The 13,421-nt window shown below is 59.4% G+C and carries 21 protein-coding genes; 19 read left to right on the forward strand and 2 right to left on the reverse strand.

Annotation, left to right across the window (positions count from 1 at the left end; translation table 11 throughout):
• Nucleotides 1-66: 66 nt before the first annotated feature.
• The 5 genes from NE584_RS01555 to NE584_RS01575 are packed head-to-tail and all read left to right on the forward strand — an operon-like array spanning nucleotide 67 to nucleotide 3,625.
• Complete coding sequence (locus NE584_RS01555; RefSeq protein ID WP_050624219.1) at nucleotides 67-609, forward strand: DUF5697 family protein; 543 nt, start codon at nucleotides 67-69, stop codon at nucleotides 607-609.
• Nucleotides 596-1,285: a DUF6100 family protein gene (locus NE584_RS01560; protein ID WP_050624220.1), complete on the forward strand. Its 690-nt coding sequence runs from the start codon at nucleotides 596-598 to the stop codon at nucleotides 1,283-1,285. The genes NE584_RS01555 and NE584_RS01560 overlap by 14 nt, the downstream gene beginning before the upstream one ends.
• Entirely contained in the window at nucleotides 1,260-1,454 is a 195-nt protein-coding gene (locus NE584_RS01565) for a hypothetical protein (RefSeq protein ID WP_145984960.1), read from the forward strand. The genes NE584_RS01560 and NE584_RS01565 overlap by 26 nt, the downstream gene beginning before the upstream one ends.
• Complete coding sequence (locus tag NE584_RS01570; RefSeq protein ID WP_055179579.1) at nucleotides 1,451-2,602, forward strand: hypothetical protein; 1,152 nt, start codon at nucleotides 1,451-1,453, stop codon at nucleotides 2,600-2,602. Before NE584_RS01565 ends, NE584_RS01570 begins: the two co-directional genes overlap by 4 nt.
• An 18-nt stretch (nucleotides 2,603-2,620) precedes the next feature.
• A complete protein-coding gene (locus NE584_RS01575) occupies nucleotides 2,621-3,625 on the forward strand; it encodes a type IV secretory system conjugative DNA transfer family protein (protein WP_256181524.1) in 1,005 nt (334 codons plus the stop codon).
• Between the two features lie 543 nt (nucleotides 3,626-4,168).
• On the opposite strand, the gene NE584_RS01580 is transcribed toward NE584_RS01575, so the two are convergent.
• The gene (locus NE584_RS01580) at nucleotides 4,169-4,642 is read right to left on the reverse strand and encodes a helix-turn-helix domain-containing protein (protein WP_227145858.1); all 474 of its coding nucleotides are present in this window, start codon (nucleotides 4,640-4,642) and stop codon (nucleotides 4,169-4,171) included.
• A 205-nt stretch (nucleotides 4,643-4,847) separates the two neighbouring features.
• Here NE584_RS01580 and NE584_RS01585 point away from each other — a divergent pair, with 205 nt between their 5' ends.
• The 5 genes from NE584_RS01585 to NE584_RS01605 all read left to right on the forward strand — a co-directional run bounded on the left by NE584_RS01585 (nucleotide 4,848) and on the right by NE584_RS01605 (nucleotide 7,407).
• Nucleotides 4,848-5,204: a hypothetical protein gene (locus NE584_RS01585; protein ID WP_238044192.1), complete on the forward strand. Its 357-nt coding sequence runs from the start codon at nucleotides 4,848-4,850 to the stop codon at nucleotides 5,202-5,204.
• Between the two features lie 98 nt (nucleotides 5,205-5,302).
• Complete coding sequence (locus tag NE584_RS01590; RefSeq protein ID WP_166444379.1) at nucleotides 5,303-5,467, forward strand: hypothetical protein; 165 nt, start codon at nucleotides 5,303-5,305, stop codon at nucleotides 5,465-5,467.
• A gap of 23 nt (nucleotides 5,468-5,490) precedes the next feature.
• Nucleotides 5,491-5,715: a hypothetical protein gene (locus tag NE584_RS01595; protein ID WP_035395002.1), complete on the forward strand. Its 225-nt coding sequence runs from the start codon at nucleotides 5,491-5,493 to the stop codon at nucleotides 5,713-5,715.
• An 80-nt stretch (nucleotides 5,716-5,795) separates the two neighbouring features.
• Nucleotides 5,796-7,010 (forward strand): hypothetical protein, encoded by a 1,215-nt coding sequence (locus NE584_RS01600; protein ID WP_256181528.1) that lies wholly within the window; start codon nucleotides 5,796-5,798, stop codon nucleotides 7,008-7,010.
• Nucleotides 6,997-7,407, forward strand: coding sequence for a hypothetical protein (locus tag NE584_RS01605; RefSeq protein WP_256181529.1), 411 nt, complete (start codon nucleotides 6,997-6,999; stop codon nucleotides 7,405-7,407). Before NE584_RS01600 ends, NE584_RS01605 begins: the two co-directional genes overlap by 14 nt.
• Here the strand turns inward: NE584_RS01605 and NE584_RS01610 are convergent.
• Entirely contained in the window at nucleotides 7,379-7,636 is a 258-nt protein-coding gene (locus tag NE584_RS01610) for a hypothetical protein (RefSeq protein ID WP_256181530.1), read from the reverse strand. The genes NE584_RS01605 and NE584_RS01610 overlap by 29 nt on opposite strands.
• Nucleotides 7,637-7,711: 75 nt before the next feature.
• Between NE584_RS01610 and NE584_RS01615 the strand changes: the two genes are divergently transcribed.
• The 9 genes from NE584_RS01615 to NE584_RS01655 are packed head-to-tail and all read left to right on the forward strand — an operon-like array spanning nucleotide 7,712 to nucleotide 13,417.
• Complete coding sequence (locus tag NE584_RS01615; RefSeq protein ID WP_256181531.1) at nucleotides 7,712-8,107, forward strand: hypothetical protein; 396 nt, start codon at nucleotides 7,712-7,714, stop codon at nucleotides 8,105-8,107.
• A 31-nt stretch (nucleotides 8,108-8,138) separates the two neighbouring features.
• Nucleotides 8,139-8,363, forward strand: a complete 225-nt coding sequence (locus NE584_RS01620) for a helix-turn-helix transcriptional regulator (RefSeq protein ID WP_005936238.1) — start codon at nucleotides 8,139-8,141, stop codon at nucleotides 8,361-8,363.
• 22 nt (nucleotides 8,364-8,385) lie between these two features.
• The gene (locus NE584_RS01625) at nucleotides 8,386-10,452 is read left to right on the forward strand and encodes a Mu transposase C-terminal domain-containing protein (protein ID WP_256181532.1); all 2,067 of its coding nucleotides are present in this window, start codon (nucleotides 8,386-8,388) and stop codon (nucleotides 10,450-10,452) included.
• Between the two features lie 15 nt (nucleotides 10,453-10,467).
• Complete coding sequence (locus NE584_RS01630; protein WP_005936243.1) at nucleotides 10,468-11,448, forward strand: AAA family ATPase; 981 nt, start codon at nucleotides 10,468-10,470, stop codon at nucleotides 11,446-11,448.
• A gap of 15 nt (nucleotides 11,449-11,463) precedes the next feature.
• Nucleotides 11,464-11,658: a hypothetical protein gene (locus NE584_RS01635; protein ID WP_097772100.1), complete on the forward strand. Its 195-nt coding sequence runs from the start codon at nucleotides 11,464-11,466 to the stop codon at nucleotides 11,656-11,658.
• A gap of 37 nt (nucleotides 11,659-11,695) precedes the next feature.
• Nucleotides 11,696-12,217, forward strand: a complete 522-nt coding sequence (locus NE584_RS01640) for a host-nuclease inhibitor Gam family protein (protein WP_055188839.1) — start codon at nucleotides 11,696-11,698, stop codon at nucleotides 12,215-12,217.
• Between the two features lie 17 nt (nucleotides 12,218-12,234).
• Nucleotides 12,235-12,684, forward strand: coding sequence for a regulatory protein GemA (locus NE584_RS01645; protein WP_005936250.1), 450 nt, complete (start codon nucleotides 12,235-12,237; stop codon nucleotides 12,682-12,684).
• Nucleotides 12,681-13,043: a translation initiation factor IF-2 gene (locus tag NE584_RS01650; RefSeq protein ID WP_187016067.1), complete on the forward strand. Its 363-nt coding sequence runs from the start codon at nucleotides 12,681-12,683 to the stop codon at nucleotides 13,041-13,043. The genes NE584_RS01645 and NE584_RS01650 overlap by 4 nt, the downstream gene beginning before the upstream one ends.
• A complete protein-coding gene (locus tag NE584_RS01655) occupies nucleotides 13,043-13,417 on the forward strand; it encodes a hypothetical protein (RefSeq protein ID WP_005936257.1) in 375 nt (124 codons plus the stop codon). The genes NE584_RS01650 and NE584_RS01655 overlap by 1 nt, the downstream gene beginning before the upstream one ends.
• Nucleotides 13,418-13,421: the final 4 nt, after the last annotated feature.

Raw genomic sequence — 13,421 nt, forward strand, 5'->3', positions numbered from 1 at the left:
AAAAAGACACGGCTGGCTGCCGTGCCTTGATCCGTAAATATATTGTAATAGGAGGGAAACAAAACTATGCTGTTACAGGAAGAACAGTATATCATCCATTGGCTGACAGAGTATGGGCCGCTGCCTAAAGCGCAAATTGTCCGAATGCTGAAGGACAAACCGCCTAAGACGGCAGAAAAGATTATTCGTGCGCTCAAGAACGAGGTCATGCTCCACGAAATCTCCGGCGGGTACTATCTGGGGGTGGACCCCATGTGCCAGCCGGATCAGCGCATGATCCTTGCCGTATGGGTGTTGCTGCAGTTCATTGACAGGGTGGACCCTATGGCTCACTATCCCGCTACTTATCCGTCCCAGATTTTCTTCCTCAAAGAAGATATTGGATATGAGATTGTTGTCCTCTACGATGGCGAACAGCATCTGACCAGACTGCTTCAGCCTCAGGAGGATCTGCGGTATATCCTTGTCCTGCCACATATCAACATGGCGCAGGAGCTGGTCTTGCCATCTGCGCCTCACCTGTTTGCGACTGTGGATTACAACGGACAGGAGACGCCGGATGTACGGTTCTTTACGGAAAGCGAGGGGGACACCTATGCCGCGGTCTGAGTTTGAGCGGGCGCTTGGAGCAGCGGAGCATCGGGCGGGAAGAGCGGCGGTGGAATTAGCCCGTACTCGCCGTTTGCTGGAGCGGGAGGACATGGCCGGTGCGTTCGGGGCGGCATTCGCATTTTCCGCGGAGGTAGAGAAACTCGCGCTTCTTGCGCGTGTCCTGCCAGCCTATACCGGACATCCCAAGGCAGCGGAACTGAAGGAGCAGATGCTGATGGACACGATCCCCGTGGAGATGGGATATGCAAAGCGTGGGTGGTTTCGTTTGCAGATCCCTGCACTGCTGCCGAAGAAGGAGTCCGGCTCCCCCATCTACATCCAGCAGTATCTCTACCCGGCGCTGCGGCGCTATTTTGCTGGAAAGCCGCCGGCTCTCTATCAAAATTGCGTGCTGGCCTACCGCCATGTGTACTGTCGGGAACGTCCGGAGCGTGCCTATCGGGACCACGATAACATTGAGGTCAACATGGTGACAGACATCATCACGCTGTACCTGCTTCCGGATGATGCGCCGCGGCGATGCGCCCACTACTATTGCAGCGCCGCCGGGGCAGAGGATCAGACGGAGGTCTATGTAATCCCAACCAGCCGGTTCCCCACATGGCTGGCGGCAGAACAGGCGAATGATTTGGAGGAGGAAAGACTGTATGAAACGAGCGAAATTTGGGACTAAAAAAGTACGGGATTTGAGGCCCAGTTTCACCCCATTTTTCCACGTAAATCCGAAACGCAGGAAAATACCTGAAAAATCAAGGGTTTCCCAAGGTGACAGGGAGGCGTTTTGCGGCAAAGAGAGGAAAAGCCATGCCTTAAAATCAGACACGACCGGGCAGTCCCAATGATCACACTGCGACCGGGCAGTCATGTTTACCGCCTGCTGCTTTTACTGGCCATTGCTGGGGAATACCCCATGCGCTCTCTGCATCTGTTAGGCAGCAGCCGGACGCTGGAGGACCTTGTCCACCGGCTGGAGCATGTGCAGGACTTCCGCACCTCCACTGGGGCAGACCTTGGCTCCTGTAAAATGATTACCACAAGTGGGAGGGGCGAGCGGCGGACAATCCGGCTGTATAAGAGTGCGCTCCCCCTCCTGCAGACCCTCCATCCGGCAGCCCTCGCACACTATTTAGACATCACTCGAAATCATCGTTTTTCTGGGAGTGCGGAACATATCGAGCGCAACCACCGAGTCGCAGAGACGGTGGCGATGTGCTTGGTTGCGGACGTGGAGACACGTCCTTTTCTACTGCCTGTTCTCCAAAGGCGGGCAATTCAGCAGGTTGTACTGGATGGGGCGAGTTTTTACACGGCAAAATCCGTGAAGCGGCTGGACCATGCGGAAATGAACAAGACGATTTTCACACGGCTCACGGGCGCGCTCTTCAGCCCTGGTTACTGTTATGCTGTCTATAACACGCGCAATGCAGTGATGAAGTGGAGCGGTATGGGCGAGTTCAAGACAGCACGGCATTTGGAAGAATTATCCCGTATGAATGCAGGCCCCGCCCGGGCAGACCATGCACTTCTGTTGGGAGAGAATATGGATTTGGCCCTGCAGACCTTGCTGGAGTCGGATAAAAGCGGCCGCATAGAACTGCGTTTTGACCGTATCTATCCACACGTACATTTTATCCCAATGACAGAGCAGGGAATCCGACTGCTGAGGCTCCTAACGCTCCCAGACTGGAAAGAGCGGGTCCTGTCAGTTGTCTTTCCGGAGCAGATGCGTACAGTGGGACCGGGCGTGATGGAGTATGACGCTCAAAACGGGAATACCCTGATTCTCTCCCACTTGGACGGCGACATCGCACGGCTTGTGCGGGTGCGGCAGGCGCTGGAGCACAGCAAGGTCCCATATGAGATCATGTGTTTCCCCTGGCAATGCCCATTCCTGCACGGGTATATCGGCCCTCGGGCACAGCTGCGTGAAATCAGCATGACTGACTTGGAGGCGGCGCTGGGGATCGGACCTCAGGCAGATGAGATCTGACTGGAAGGGGGGACTGCCATGCAGTCGAAGTATATTCGCACAATAGGAATTGTACTCGCCGTCATACTGAGTATGGCGGCGATTTTTTACATAGGTGGGTTGGTCAACCAATTCAACCTCAATTATCAGAAGTGGCTTGCAGAGGGCGGGATCACTGGCAAAGCCACAATGGACGCGATCTGTTTTTCGCCGGTGTGCTGCTGGCGGAGCGCCATGACCGCAAGCGGTCTGAAATGCGTTGCCCTTGTGGCAGTCATCGGCAGTGGTGTATATCTTTTCATCCATTTCCAAGATCGATTTGGCAATGGCGACTATGATCCTCGCAATTTCTCCCGCAGTAAGCGGGGGACCTATGGCACAGCGGGGTGGATGAGCGACAAGGAGATGCGTGCCATCCTGGAGATCAGCAGCCCCGGCCATGCGAAGGGGATTATCTTAGGCAAGACGGAGAAAGGAGCCGTCATTTGTCTGCCGGAGGATACCCGGCTCAATAAGCACATTGCCGTCTTCGGCGCAAGCGGAACAATGAAATCCCGCGGAATCATCCGCCCGGCGCTGTTCCAGAGTATCCGGCGCGGGGAATCCGTGGTGATTTCAGATCCAAAATCCGAAATGTATGCGGACACGGCAGAACTGTTTCGCAAGCACGGCTATCTAGTTCGGGTCTACAATCTGTTACAGCCGGAACTTGGCGACTCCTGGAACTGTATGTTCGACCTGGGCGGGGACACCCTCATGGCACAGGTGCTTACCGATGTCATCATCGCCAACACGAAGGGAGATGGTGAGAGTGATCATTTCTGGGATAATGGCGAGGCAAATCTGCTCAAAAGCCTGATCCTTTATGTGGATATGGACTCTACCCGCAAACCGGAGGAGAAAAACCTGCTGTGGGGAGACAGGATATTTGAGAAATGCGGGATAGGGCGGGATGAGGGGGGAGACGGCGGGAAAACCCTTGAAATACGCGGGAAACGGCGACTTTCGGCGCGGGACGGAGGCGCGAATTATCAACAATCTTGAGATGAGGATGCGTCGGCGGCGGTCGGCGCTTTTTTACGCTCACGAGGCCGCACAACGGCGGCGGCGCGGCGAGGCGCACACATACGCAGAATACAAAAAAGCCCCGGAAACGCCCGTATAACGGCATTTCTGAGGCTTTTAGATGGTATGAGCCGCTCGGCCCCGTCCCGGAAGTCACAGCAGCAGACCAAGAGGACGAGAGCTTCGCGGCTCATGCTGCTATTGTAGCAGACGCGGCGGCGGATTGCAAGAGGGGCAAGCGTGCTAACGGAGCGTTAGAGCGTGCGAGTTTTAGGGAAAACGGGGCTTTTCGGCGCGGATCGGCGGGGATTAGGGCGTGCGCTGGCCGTGCGAGGCGTGCGCGGCGGGGCGGCGAAGCGGGGCAAAACAGGCGGCGAGCAATGGGACAAATCTGCAAAACCGATGGGACTGTGTCCCATTGCCCTGTTTTCAAGGGTTTTCGGGCTTTCGACCCTCGTTTTTCGCCGCTTCATCAATGGGACAGAAAACAGATTTACAACTAAATCAAAACAGCGCAAAAAATCAAGCGGTTCCACCTTGGGCTTCAGCGTCCTCGGCGGGGCCGCTTTTTGTTGCGGAGCTGCCGTTGTGATACGTCCAGTAAATAGACTCTTTTTTCCGTTCGACGTGCTTTCGATATTTGAGATGAACGAGGTCAAAAATGTCCTCCCGCTGCTCCTCCGGCAGGAGGCGATACATGGCGATCAGATCGGCCTCCTCGCCCTCCAGCGGCGAGCCGTCGCAGATCAAACCCGCCGTCTTCTGATGGGCGAAGAGGTCGTCGCTCGCTTTTGCGGGGGACGGTTCAATTTCGAGTAAGTAGTCGGCGGACACCTCGAAAATTCGGGCAAGCGAAGCAAGCGCATTATACCCCGGCTTGCTTTTCCCAGTCTCCCAATCGCCGACGTTTCCGGGAGAAACGCCAACTTCTTTCGCAAGCTGGCCTTGGGTAAGGTTCTTTTCAGAGCGTAGTTTTTTTAGTAGGGCACTGAACACAAAAATACCTCCTCGAAATTGCGGGTAATTCACACGCAAAACTATTGACAAACTCGTAAATGCGAGCTATACTAAGTGCGAAAAGTGGTTTATGAATAAAGCAAAATAAATCATAGCACACCCCGACCGAAAAGGAAATAGCAAATCGGCGAACGGTAGAGTAAAAGCGAGCGGCGGAGGCGTTTTTCAGAAGGAGAACGACAACATGAAGAACGACATCGCAGACATCCTGTTCAAGTACACCACTGGCGAGGCCACACTGGAAGAGACGAACGACGCCTTGAAGGAGGCGGAGGCGGGTTTCAACTTGGAACCGGGCCGCAACGAGATCACCCCCGACGAGATGGCCCTCACCACTGTCGGAGATACCCCGGAGGAGGCCAACGGCTTCGGCCTGTTGGACACCGGCACCGGCAGCATGGAGAAAGTCCACGTCACCAACGGCAAGCTGGACGAGGCGATCAATCAGGTCAACCATGACGGCACGACCAATATGCTGGCCTTCGTCATCATCGGCCCCAATCGTTACGAGGTCAAGGGCGACACCCTGACGGACTGCTAAAGCCCACCAACACCTAAGCGACTCTTAGATTTAATTCCGCCGACCGCCGTTCGCTTTTGCTCTACCACAAACGCCGAGAAAAGGAAAGGAGGCAGATCATGAGACGCGGCAAGAAGCCCACCCGCAAGCAGAAGATCCGGCTCGGGCAAGCGGGCCTCGCCCCGGAGAACTGGCTGGTCGTGAAGCAGAAAGCAAACGGCGAGCTGATCATTCTGAACAAGTACCACGACACGATCCGCGTCATCCCGCCACTGGCCGGATGAGCTTTGCAGGAAGAAGCAGCAGCATGAAGGAGCAACCGCACATCTGCCCGCTGTGTGGGCGAGCATACGACGAGCCGCCCGCGCTGTCGCGAGCGGACAACCAGACAGACATCTGCCCGAGGTGCGGCATGATGGAGGCACTGGCGGCCATGCCGAGGCGGGAAACGCCACAGGAACGGACGCGGCGGGCTGTGTACGCCACGGGCAACCGCTGGGCGATTGAGAACTTTGAAGCGACCCACCACTAAGCCGAAACGCCCGGAAGGGCGTCACCGGGAACTGCCCCACCCGGTCTGAAGATGGCAGGGCAGAAAGGAATGACGGCAGCATGAGAAAGATCAAGAAGATCAACGGCTTCCTCGTGGTCAAGTTCAACGACCGCGAGAAGCGCGAGTACGAGGGCACGGCCCTCGGAGAGTACGGCGTGATCGACGCGGAGGTCTACACGGGCAATCTGGACATCGACCGGGGCGCGATGGAGTACGACGACGCGGACACGCTGGAGGTGGCCGTGGAGCTGGCACGGGGGCTGGAGTCCGAGGAGGACATCACGGACGAGCCGCCCACCTACACCGCCGCCGTGGAAACGAATGAGAGCTATACCGAGGAGGCGGTGGAGCCCACCGCCCTGATTGAGGGCTGGACGCGCCGCCTTGCCACGCAGGTCAAGAGCAAGCACTACCCCGACACCGACCCGCGCACCGCCGCGCACGAGCTTTACGGCTTCAAGATGGCGCTGCATCAGATCGGCTTCCTGCCGGAGAGCGAGGTCATCACCGACCCGGACACCTTCGGCGCGGGACGGCTGGACGGCCCCATGCCGCGCAACCCCGAAGAGCTGCTGGCGTTCGTGTGCGACGAACGGTGCAAGAACCGGGCCGGACACACGCAGGAGGAGCTGGACGCCATTTGCGCGAAGTGCCCGCTGGGACAGCTCTACGAGGACGCGGAGGCACAAGACCTACGCATCCGGGAGCGGAGCGAGCGAGCGCTGCGGGAGCACATCGAGGGCGTGAGGCACGCTGAGGACACCCTGACCGCCCTGCTTCGCGGGCATGAGGCGCTGGCCTACCTTGCGGCGCTGCGGGACGGACAGATCCTGCAGGAGAACGAGTGCGAGCACTATGCGGCGCAGATCGCCGAGGCGGGCGCAGCGTGGGAGACGGTGCTGGAGGGCGTGAGCTTTGAAGACCTCTCCCGGCTGCGGCACCTGCTGCGGGAGGTGGACGAACACACCAAGGACGGCGGCGAGCTGTTCAACGGCTTCCAGCACGAGACAGAGCGCATCCCGGCGCATCGGCTGGAGGAGCTCCACCAGCTCGGGACGGCGCTTCTCGGCGAGTGCCCGGAGAACGACTGCACGATCTACCGCAACGTGTTCCGCATGGCGGTCGATGTCGACGGGCAGATGGGCAAGCTGACGGGCCACGCGAGGGAGACGATGCAGCGGGAGTATGATCGGCTGCTCCGGGAGCTGAACCACCTCTACACCATGAACCACGCGGTGAAGAAATACCGGGAGGCGCAGCATGACAGGACTTGAACTGCTCAAGGCCCCGGAGGCCACGGCGGGCGAGATCGCGGACATCATCTCCGCACCGTGCCCGCCCATCATCCCCGCCCACTGTGACGGCGTGAGCTGCCGCGCGTGCTGGCTGGCATGGCTGACAGGCGAGCCACTCAAAGTGAAAGAGCCGCCCGACAAGCGGACGGCTCTGGATGGGAAGGGTCTTCACTTTAGCAGTGCCAACGCAAGCGAAACTCGCCGGGTTACGCTATGGGGCGTAAGAGTTGGCGATGGCTACTTCAACAGTCAAAATCTTTCGCTGCACATCGGCGAGGTGGTTCTCGTCAGCAAGAGCGAAAACGGGTATGAAGCAGTCACTAAAGACGGCAAGCGCTTAGGAAAGCTCACTCCTTATCGGCGCGAAGGTCGATGAAATCCGGCGAGTATTCTTCCTCAAAAATACCGTCTATGTGGATATCGACAAAACGTTCCGACATGAATTGAAGAGCCTCGCGCCACTCGTCATAAGTGAACACGCCCTTCTCCATGAGGATTTTCGCCAAGGCTCTCGCACCCAATTCATGCGCGACCATGCTTGTGGTTATCCCGAGAATAGCGGGAGTCTTGGCAATCTCTTTGACATATTTATCGTGCTTAGTCATATACACACCCCCTCCCCGGGCAGCGGCCCAGCTCCATTATACACGAGCGGGAGGGCAAAGGAAAGGAGCAGCAGAATGTTCAGCACAGAAGATATCAAGACCGCGATCGGCGCTACCGTCATCGCACGGCGAAACGCGGCGGCGCGGCTGCGGGAGGCGGGCAACCCCCGCGACCCGTTCCGGGCGCTGCCGGGGATGGAGCAGCAATTCTTTGAAGCGGCGCAGAGCGTGCGCAGCTACGACCTCGTTCTCAACTTACTTGAGAGAGAAGTGAAGCGGGAGGCGCGAAAGCGTGCGGGGCGCACGGCGCAAAGCGCGGCGGCGTTCCTCATCACAGCGGGACTCATCATCCTCGCGACGCTGGGCTTCGCGGCGGCGCTGCTGCTGATGCGCTGCCCCGTCCCCACCGTGAGCGTCACCGCGTTCATAGGTGTGGCGGTCTCGCTGGGCTGGGCGGTCATTCGGAAGTAAGTCTAAGAACGATGGGAAAGGAGGGCAAGCGATGAGAGGCCCGAAGAAACGGCTGACGCCGTTCGGGAAGATGGTGGTGAAGGCGCTGGCTGACCGGGACATGAGTCGGGCGGAACTGGCGGCCACGGTGGGCACAAGCCCACAGTACATGAGCTACATCCTGAACGGGACACGCTCGGGTGAGAAGTACCTCCCGGCGATCATCGCCGCCCTCGCGCTCGACCCGAAGAAGGCGGAGCGGGCGATCGCGGCATGACGCACGGAAGGGAGGGAACGGAGTGCCGGACGTATTCATCACGCTGGAGGAGGCAGCGGCTTTTGAAGGTATCACTTACGAGGCCATGAAGAAGCGCGTTCAAAGAAGCCCCGAACAGCATAACGTAAAGTCACAGGCCCGGGAGGGCGGCGGCAAGGATCAGGTGTTGATCTCGACAAGCTCCCTCTCGGCAAAGGCGCGGAAGGCATGGCGAGCCGCGCAGAAGGTGGAAGGGAGTGAGGTCATCATAGACAAGAGAGCACAGGAGGCCGTGCCGTGGTACGTCACCGCCGACCTGAACCAGTACACGGAGGCGAACAAGAAGCGCTTCTATGAGGCGGTAGAGCTGGCGGCACGGGTGCAGGACTTCATCGACTATGACGGCCCTGACCGCACGGGCTACGCCGAGCGGTACGCGCTGGGGCTGGGGATCAGCCCGCAGAGCCTGTACCGCTACATGAAGAACGTGCTGGAGGCGAACGCATGGGCGCTGAAGCTGGAGAAGGAAGACGGCAAGAGCCGGGACTACTTCCGGGCGCTGGCGCTGTGCAGGAAGCCGAAGGAGACGGGTACGTTCCCGAGCTTGACGGACGAGCAGAAGGCGATCATTGAGAACATCTGGTTCGACAAGCGGTTCGCGGCGAACCTCGGCACGATCGAGATGCTCTATGAGCGGTTTGAGCTGGAGGCGGAGCGGCGGGAGTGGGAGGAGTATCCCTCCATCAAGACGGTGGCCCGGTACATCAAATACATCATGGAGCAGCGGGGCGCGGAGTCCGCCCGATTCCTTGCAGCCAACGGGACGCGGGAGTGGCGGAACAAGATGATGCTCAAGGGCAAGCGGGAGACCGTGAGCCTCGAGGTCATGGAGCTGGTGGTGGGCGACGAGCACACCTTCGACTGCTGGGTGCAGTGGACGGCTCCGAACGGCAAGATCAAGGCCGTGCGCCCGGTGCTGGTGGCGTGGATGGACTTGAAGAGCCGCTCGATCGTGGGCGACGTGATCTGCGTACAGGCCAACGGCGACACGCTGAAGCAGTCGCTGGTGAAGATGCTCTACACGGCGGGCGTGCCGAAGGGCATCCTGATCGACAACGGCAAGGACTACACGAAGAAGGAGCTGACGGGCCAGAACCGCAAGGAGCGGAAGATCGTGTTCGACTTCGACGCGGAGACACAGGGCTTCTATCAGAGCATCGGCATCGAGCGCGTGCGCCGCGCCCTGCCGTATCAGGCATGGGTCAAGGACATCGAGCGAACCTTCGGCACGGTGTGCTCGAACTTCTCCAAGCGGTTCGACAGTTACACGGGCACGCTGACAGGCTCCAAGACCGCCGCCAAGCGCCAGAAGAACATCGATCAGATGCTGGAGCGCGGGGAGCTGCTGACGATGGAGGAGTTCTTCGCGGAGTGGACGAAGTGGAAGGAGAAGCACTACCAAGGCAAGAAGCATCGCGGCCTTGCCGACGCGGGCGAGAAGTGGGTCACACCGGGCGAGATGTTCACCAACGGCCCACGCTTCGAGAAGGCAGCGCCGCCCCGCGAGTACGCGGCAATGCTGCTGATGAGCGGATCGGTAGCGACGGTCAACAGCCAAGGCATCACCAAGTTCGGCATCCTCTACACGGACTACGAGCTGTGCTACTACAAGGACAAGAAGGTCACGATCAAGTGGGACGTCGACGACGTCACCAAGCTCTATGTTTACGAAATGAGCGGCAAGAAGATCTGCGAGGCGGTCTCTGCCGAGGCGCTGGGCTATGACGAGCACTGCTCGCTGGAGCTCCTGCAGGCGCACCTGAAAAATCAGAACCGACAGAGCTCGGAGACGCGGGAGATACTGGAGGGCTACACGACGCCCTACGAGCTGCGCGGCGAGGACGGCAGCACGAGAGCCTCGAACGCAGTGGGTATGATCGACCTGACCATCAAGGCCACGCCGAGCCAGAAGCTGGTCTCCCTGCCCAAGGACAGAATGTTCCGATCGGAACAGGCAAGCAAGACGAGCCGGAAGAAGGCCACGGACGACACCTTCCTCAACGCCAAAGGCGACAAGGCACTCTCCCTTTTGAGAGCGATGAACGAATAATAACGGAGGTACATCATGGAAGTTACAGCAGCGGAGCGCACCGCAATCTACACCAACATCAGCCCCCTCGCACAGCGCGTGAACAACTACATCCAGACGCAGCACTCAAGCATCGCGGCGGTCGCCAAGGACATCGGCTACAGCCGCACCACCGTCTCCCGGTATCTCACGGGCAAGTATGACAGCAACCCGAACGACCTTGAGAGCAAGCTGACGGACTTCCTCACCCGGCAGACGGGCGAGGCGGTCGACCTGACGACGCCGTTGGCGAAGTCAGAGGGCAAGACGTGGCAGACGCCCGTATTCTTTGAGAGCCGGGACGCGAAGGCCGTACTCGGTGTATGCCAGAGCTGTCAGGAGTACATTGGCCTCGGCATCGTAGTCGCCCGCAGTGGCTACGGCAAGACCTACGCCCTGCGGCAGTACGCGAAGCTCTCCCGCGTGGCCTACATCGAGTGCGACGACACCATGAGCAGCCGCGACCTTGTGGAGGCGATTGAACGGAGCATCGGGCTTCCAAACGGCTACGGCACGATCTGGCGCAGGGTGAACGGCATCCGGGAGTTCTTCAACACGAACAAGGGCTACCTGCTGATCATCGACGAGGCGGACAAGCTGGTGAGCAAGTACACACAGAAGAAAATGGAGATCCTGCGGGCGGTGTTCGATCAGAGCGACGTGGGTCTTGTGATCGCGGGCGAGCCGAAACTGGAGGCACAGATCAAGACCTACCTCGTGCGTATGGCGAACCGGGTGGACTTCTATGCCTCGCTGCGGGGCCTCTCCCCCTCGGAGGTGGAGGGTTATCTCACGGACTTCCAGATCGAGCCGGAGGCGCTGGTGGAGTTGAAAGCGCGGGCGTGCAATATGCAGACCGGGTGCTTCCGACTGCTCGACCGCACGCTCTCTAACGTCCGACGCATCCTCAAGGAGACGGGCGAGGAGACGGTGACGGTGAAGACCATAGCACAGGCGTCGTCCATGATGATGCTTTGAGGAGGGACAGCGAATATGAGAATAGAACGCATCAGCGGAGCGATCCTCATCCTGCTCTCCGGCGTGCTGCTCCTGATGGCGGCCTATGGCGGGACGCCGGAGGATCGGGACGCGACAGCGATCCTCCTGACGCTGCCGATGGGTCTTGTGGCACTGTTCACCGAGATCCCGGAGCGCGGCAAGCGCACCAAGCGAGACTACCGGGCGTAAAGCCCGCAACATTAACAAATTGAAAGGAGCCGCAAACATGGCAAGGAAACGAGTAGTCGAGGCCCCGAGCCTCCATTCATGGGAGGACGTGAACGACGCCCTCCGTCAGATCGCCGAGGCGCAGATCGCGCTGGGCGAGATCCAGAGCGATATGCAGAAGCAAATCTTAGGGGCACAGAAGGTCGCTGAGGAGCAGAGCAAGCCGCTCAACGACAATGTGGCCAAGCTGGAGCGCGAGATCAAGAGCTTCGTCACCGACCACAGGGACGAGATGGGCAAGACGAAGTCGATGGTGCTGACGTTCGGCGAGGTAGGCTTCCGGCTCTCCACATCCGTCTCGCTGCCCCGGGCGAAGGAGAAGCTGGAGGAGATCATCCGCCGTCTCAAGTCCCGCCAGATGACGGACTGCATCGTGGTGGAAGAGAAGGTCAGCAAGGAGGCTCTGAAGAAGTACGGTGAGGACACGGTGAACGCCGTGGGCGCAACGTGGAAACAGAGCGACGTGTTCGGCTATGAGGTGAACATCGCCAAGCTGGAGCAGATCAAGGCGGGCAACTGAGGAAGGGGGCTCACGGAATGACAGCAGCAAGGACTGGGCGCAAACAGCCCTCCATCCGCACGCTGTGGGCGATCGCGAAGTCGCCGGAGCTGCACCTCACGGACGAAGACCTGCACGCGGTTGTCTACCGCGAGACAGGCAAGGAGTCCATGAAGATGCTGACGCAGGGCGAGGTCAACACTGTTGCCCGCGTGCTGCAGAACATGAAGGACAGTGTGAGTCGGAGTGTGCGGGACAAGCGCACGGACACGGGCGGCGACATCCGCACCACCGCGCAGCGCCGGAAGATCTACGCGCTGTGCGAGGCGCTGGGCTGGAATGACGACCCGCGCCGCATTCAAGGCTTTGTCAAGCGCGTGGCCCATGTCGACCGCATCGAATGGCTGAACATGGCGCAATGCGAGAAGGTCATCGAAGGGCTCAAGGCAATCCTCGCACGGCAGCGCCGGAAGGAGGCGGAGCTGTGATAGAGGAACGAGCGATCCTCGCGGCGCTGGAACGCATAGCGCGGATGCAGGACAGCATCCGCAGCGGCATGGACATCTGCAGGGACACGGGGCTTGTGTTCCTGCGGGTCTACTATGAACAACTCCCTCCCAATGTTGCCCGCCGCCTGACAGAGCTACACGCAGAGGACATGGCGGAGATCCCTCGCGCAACCTCCACGGAGGGTACGGCGCAGGATCGGCAGCGTCTTGGCGAGAAGCTGGCGAGCGACGCAGCCACCGCACAGGTCATGCGGGCGATGAATGTCTACCGCGCAAGGCTCGGATACGGCCCACAGGAGGGCGGAGACGGCACGGAAGCAGCGGGAGGTGATATGTAATGCCAAAGGGGAAGAAACGCCTCACGCAGCGGGAGAAGGCCGAGCGTGCGGCGATCAAGAAGCAGCTCCAAGCGGACGGCGTTCTCCCACCTGATAAGCCCCGGCTCAACCGCAAGAAGTTCGCCCGGGAGGTGTGGGAGGATTTCAGCGAGATGGATGTCTACACCGCAGATTTCTACCTCCGCAAGGCGATCATGGCAACGGTGGGGCCAGAGCTGCACGAAGTGACATCGGAGCAGGTTGGCATCCTGAAGCTGATGAAGCTGGCGGTGGAGACCGATCGGTTCATGCAGCAACTCAAAAAAGAGGGGCGCGAGCAATACAGCATCGGGGAGTATGTCGAGAAGGTCTACAACCCGGTCATGAATTTATAGGAGG

This window comes from Clostridium sp. DFI.5.61 (assembly GCF_024462915.1).
GTDB classification, from domain to species: Bacteria; Bacillota; Clostridia; order Oscillospirales; family Oscillospiraceae; genus Lawsonibacter; species Lawsonibacter asaccharolyticus.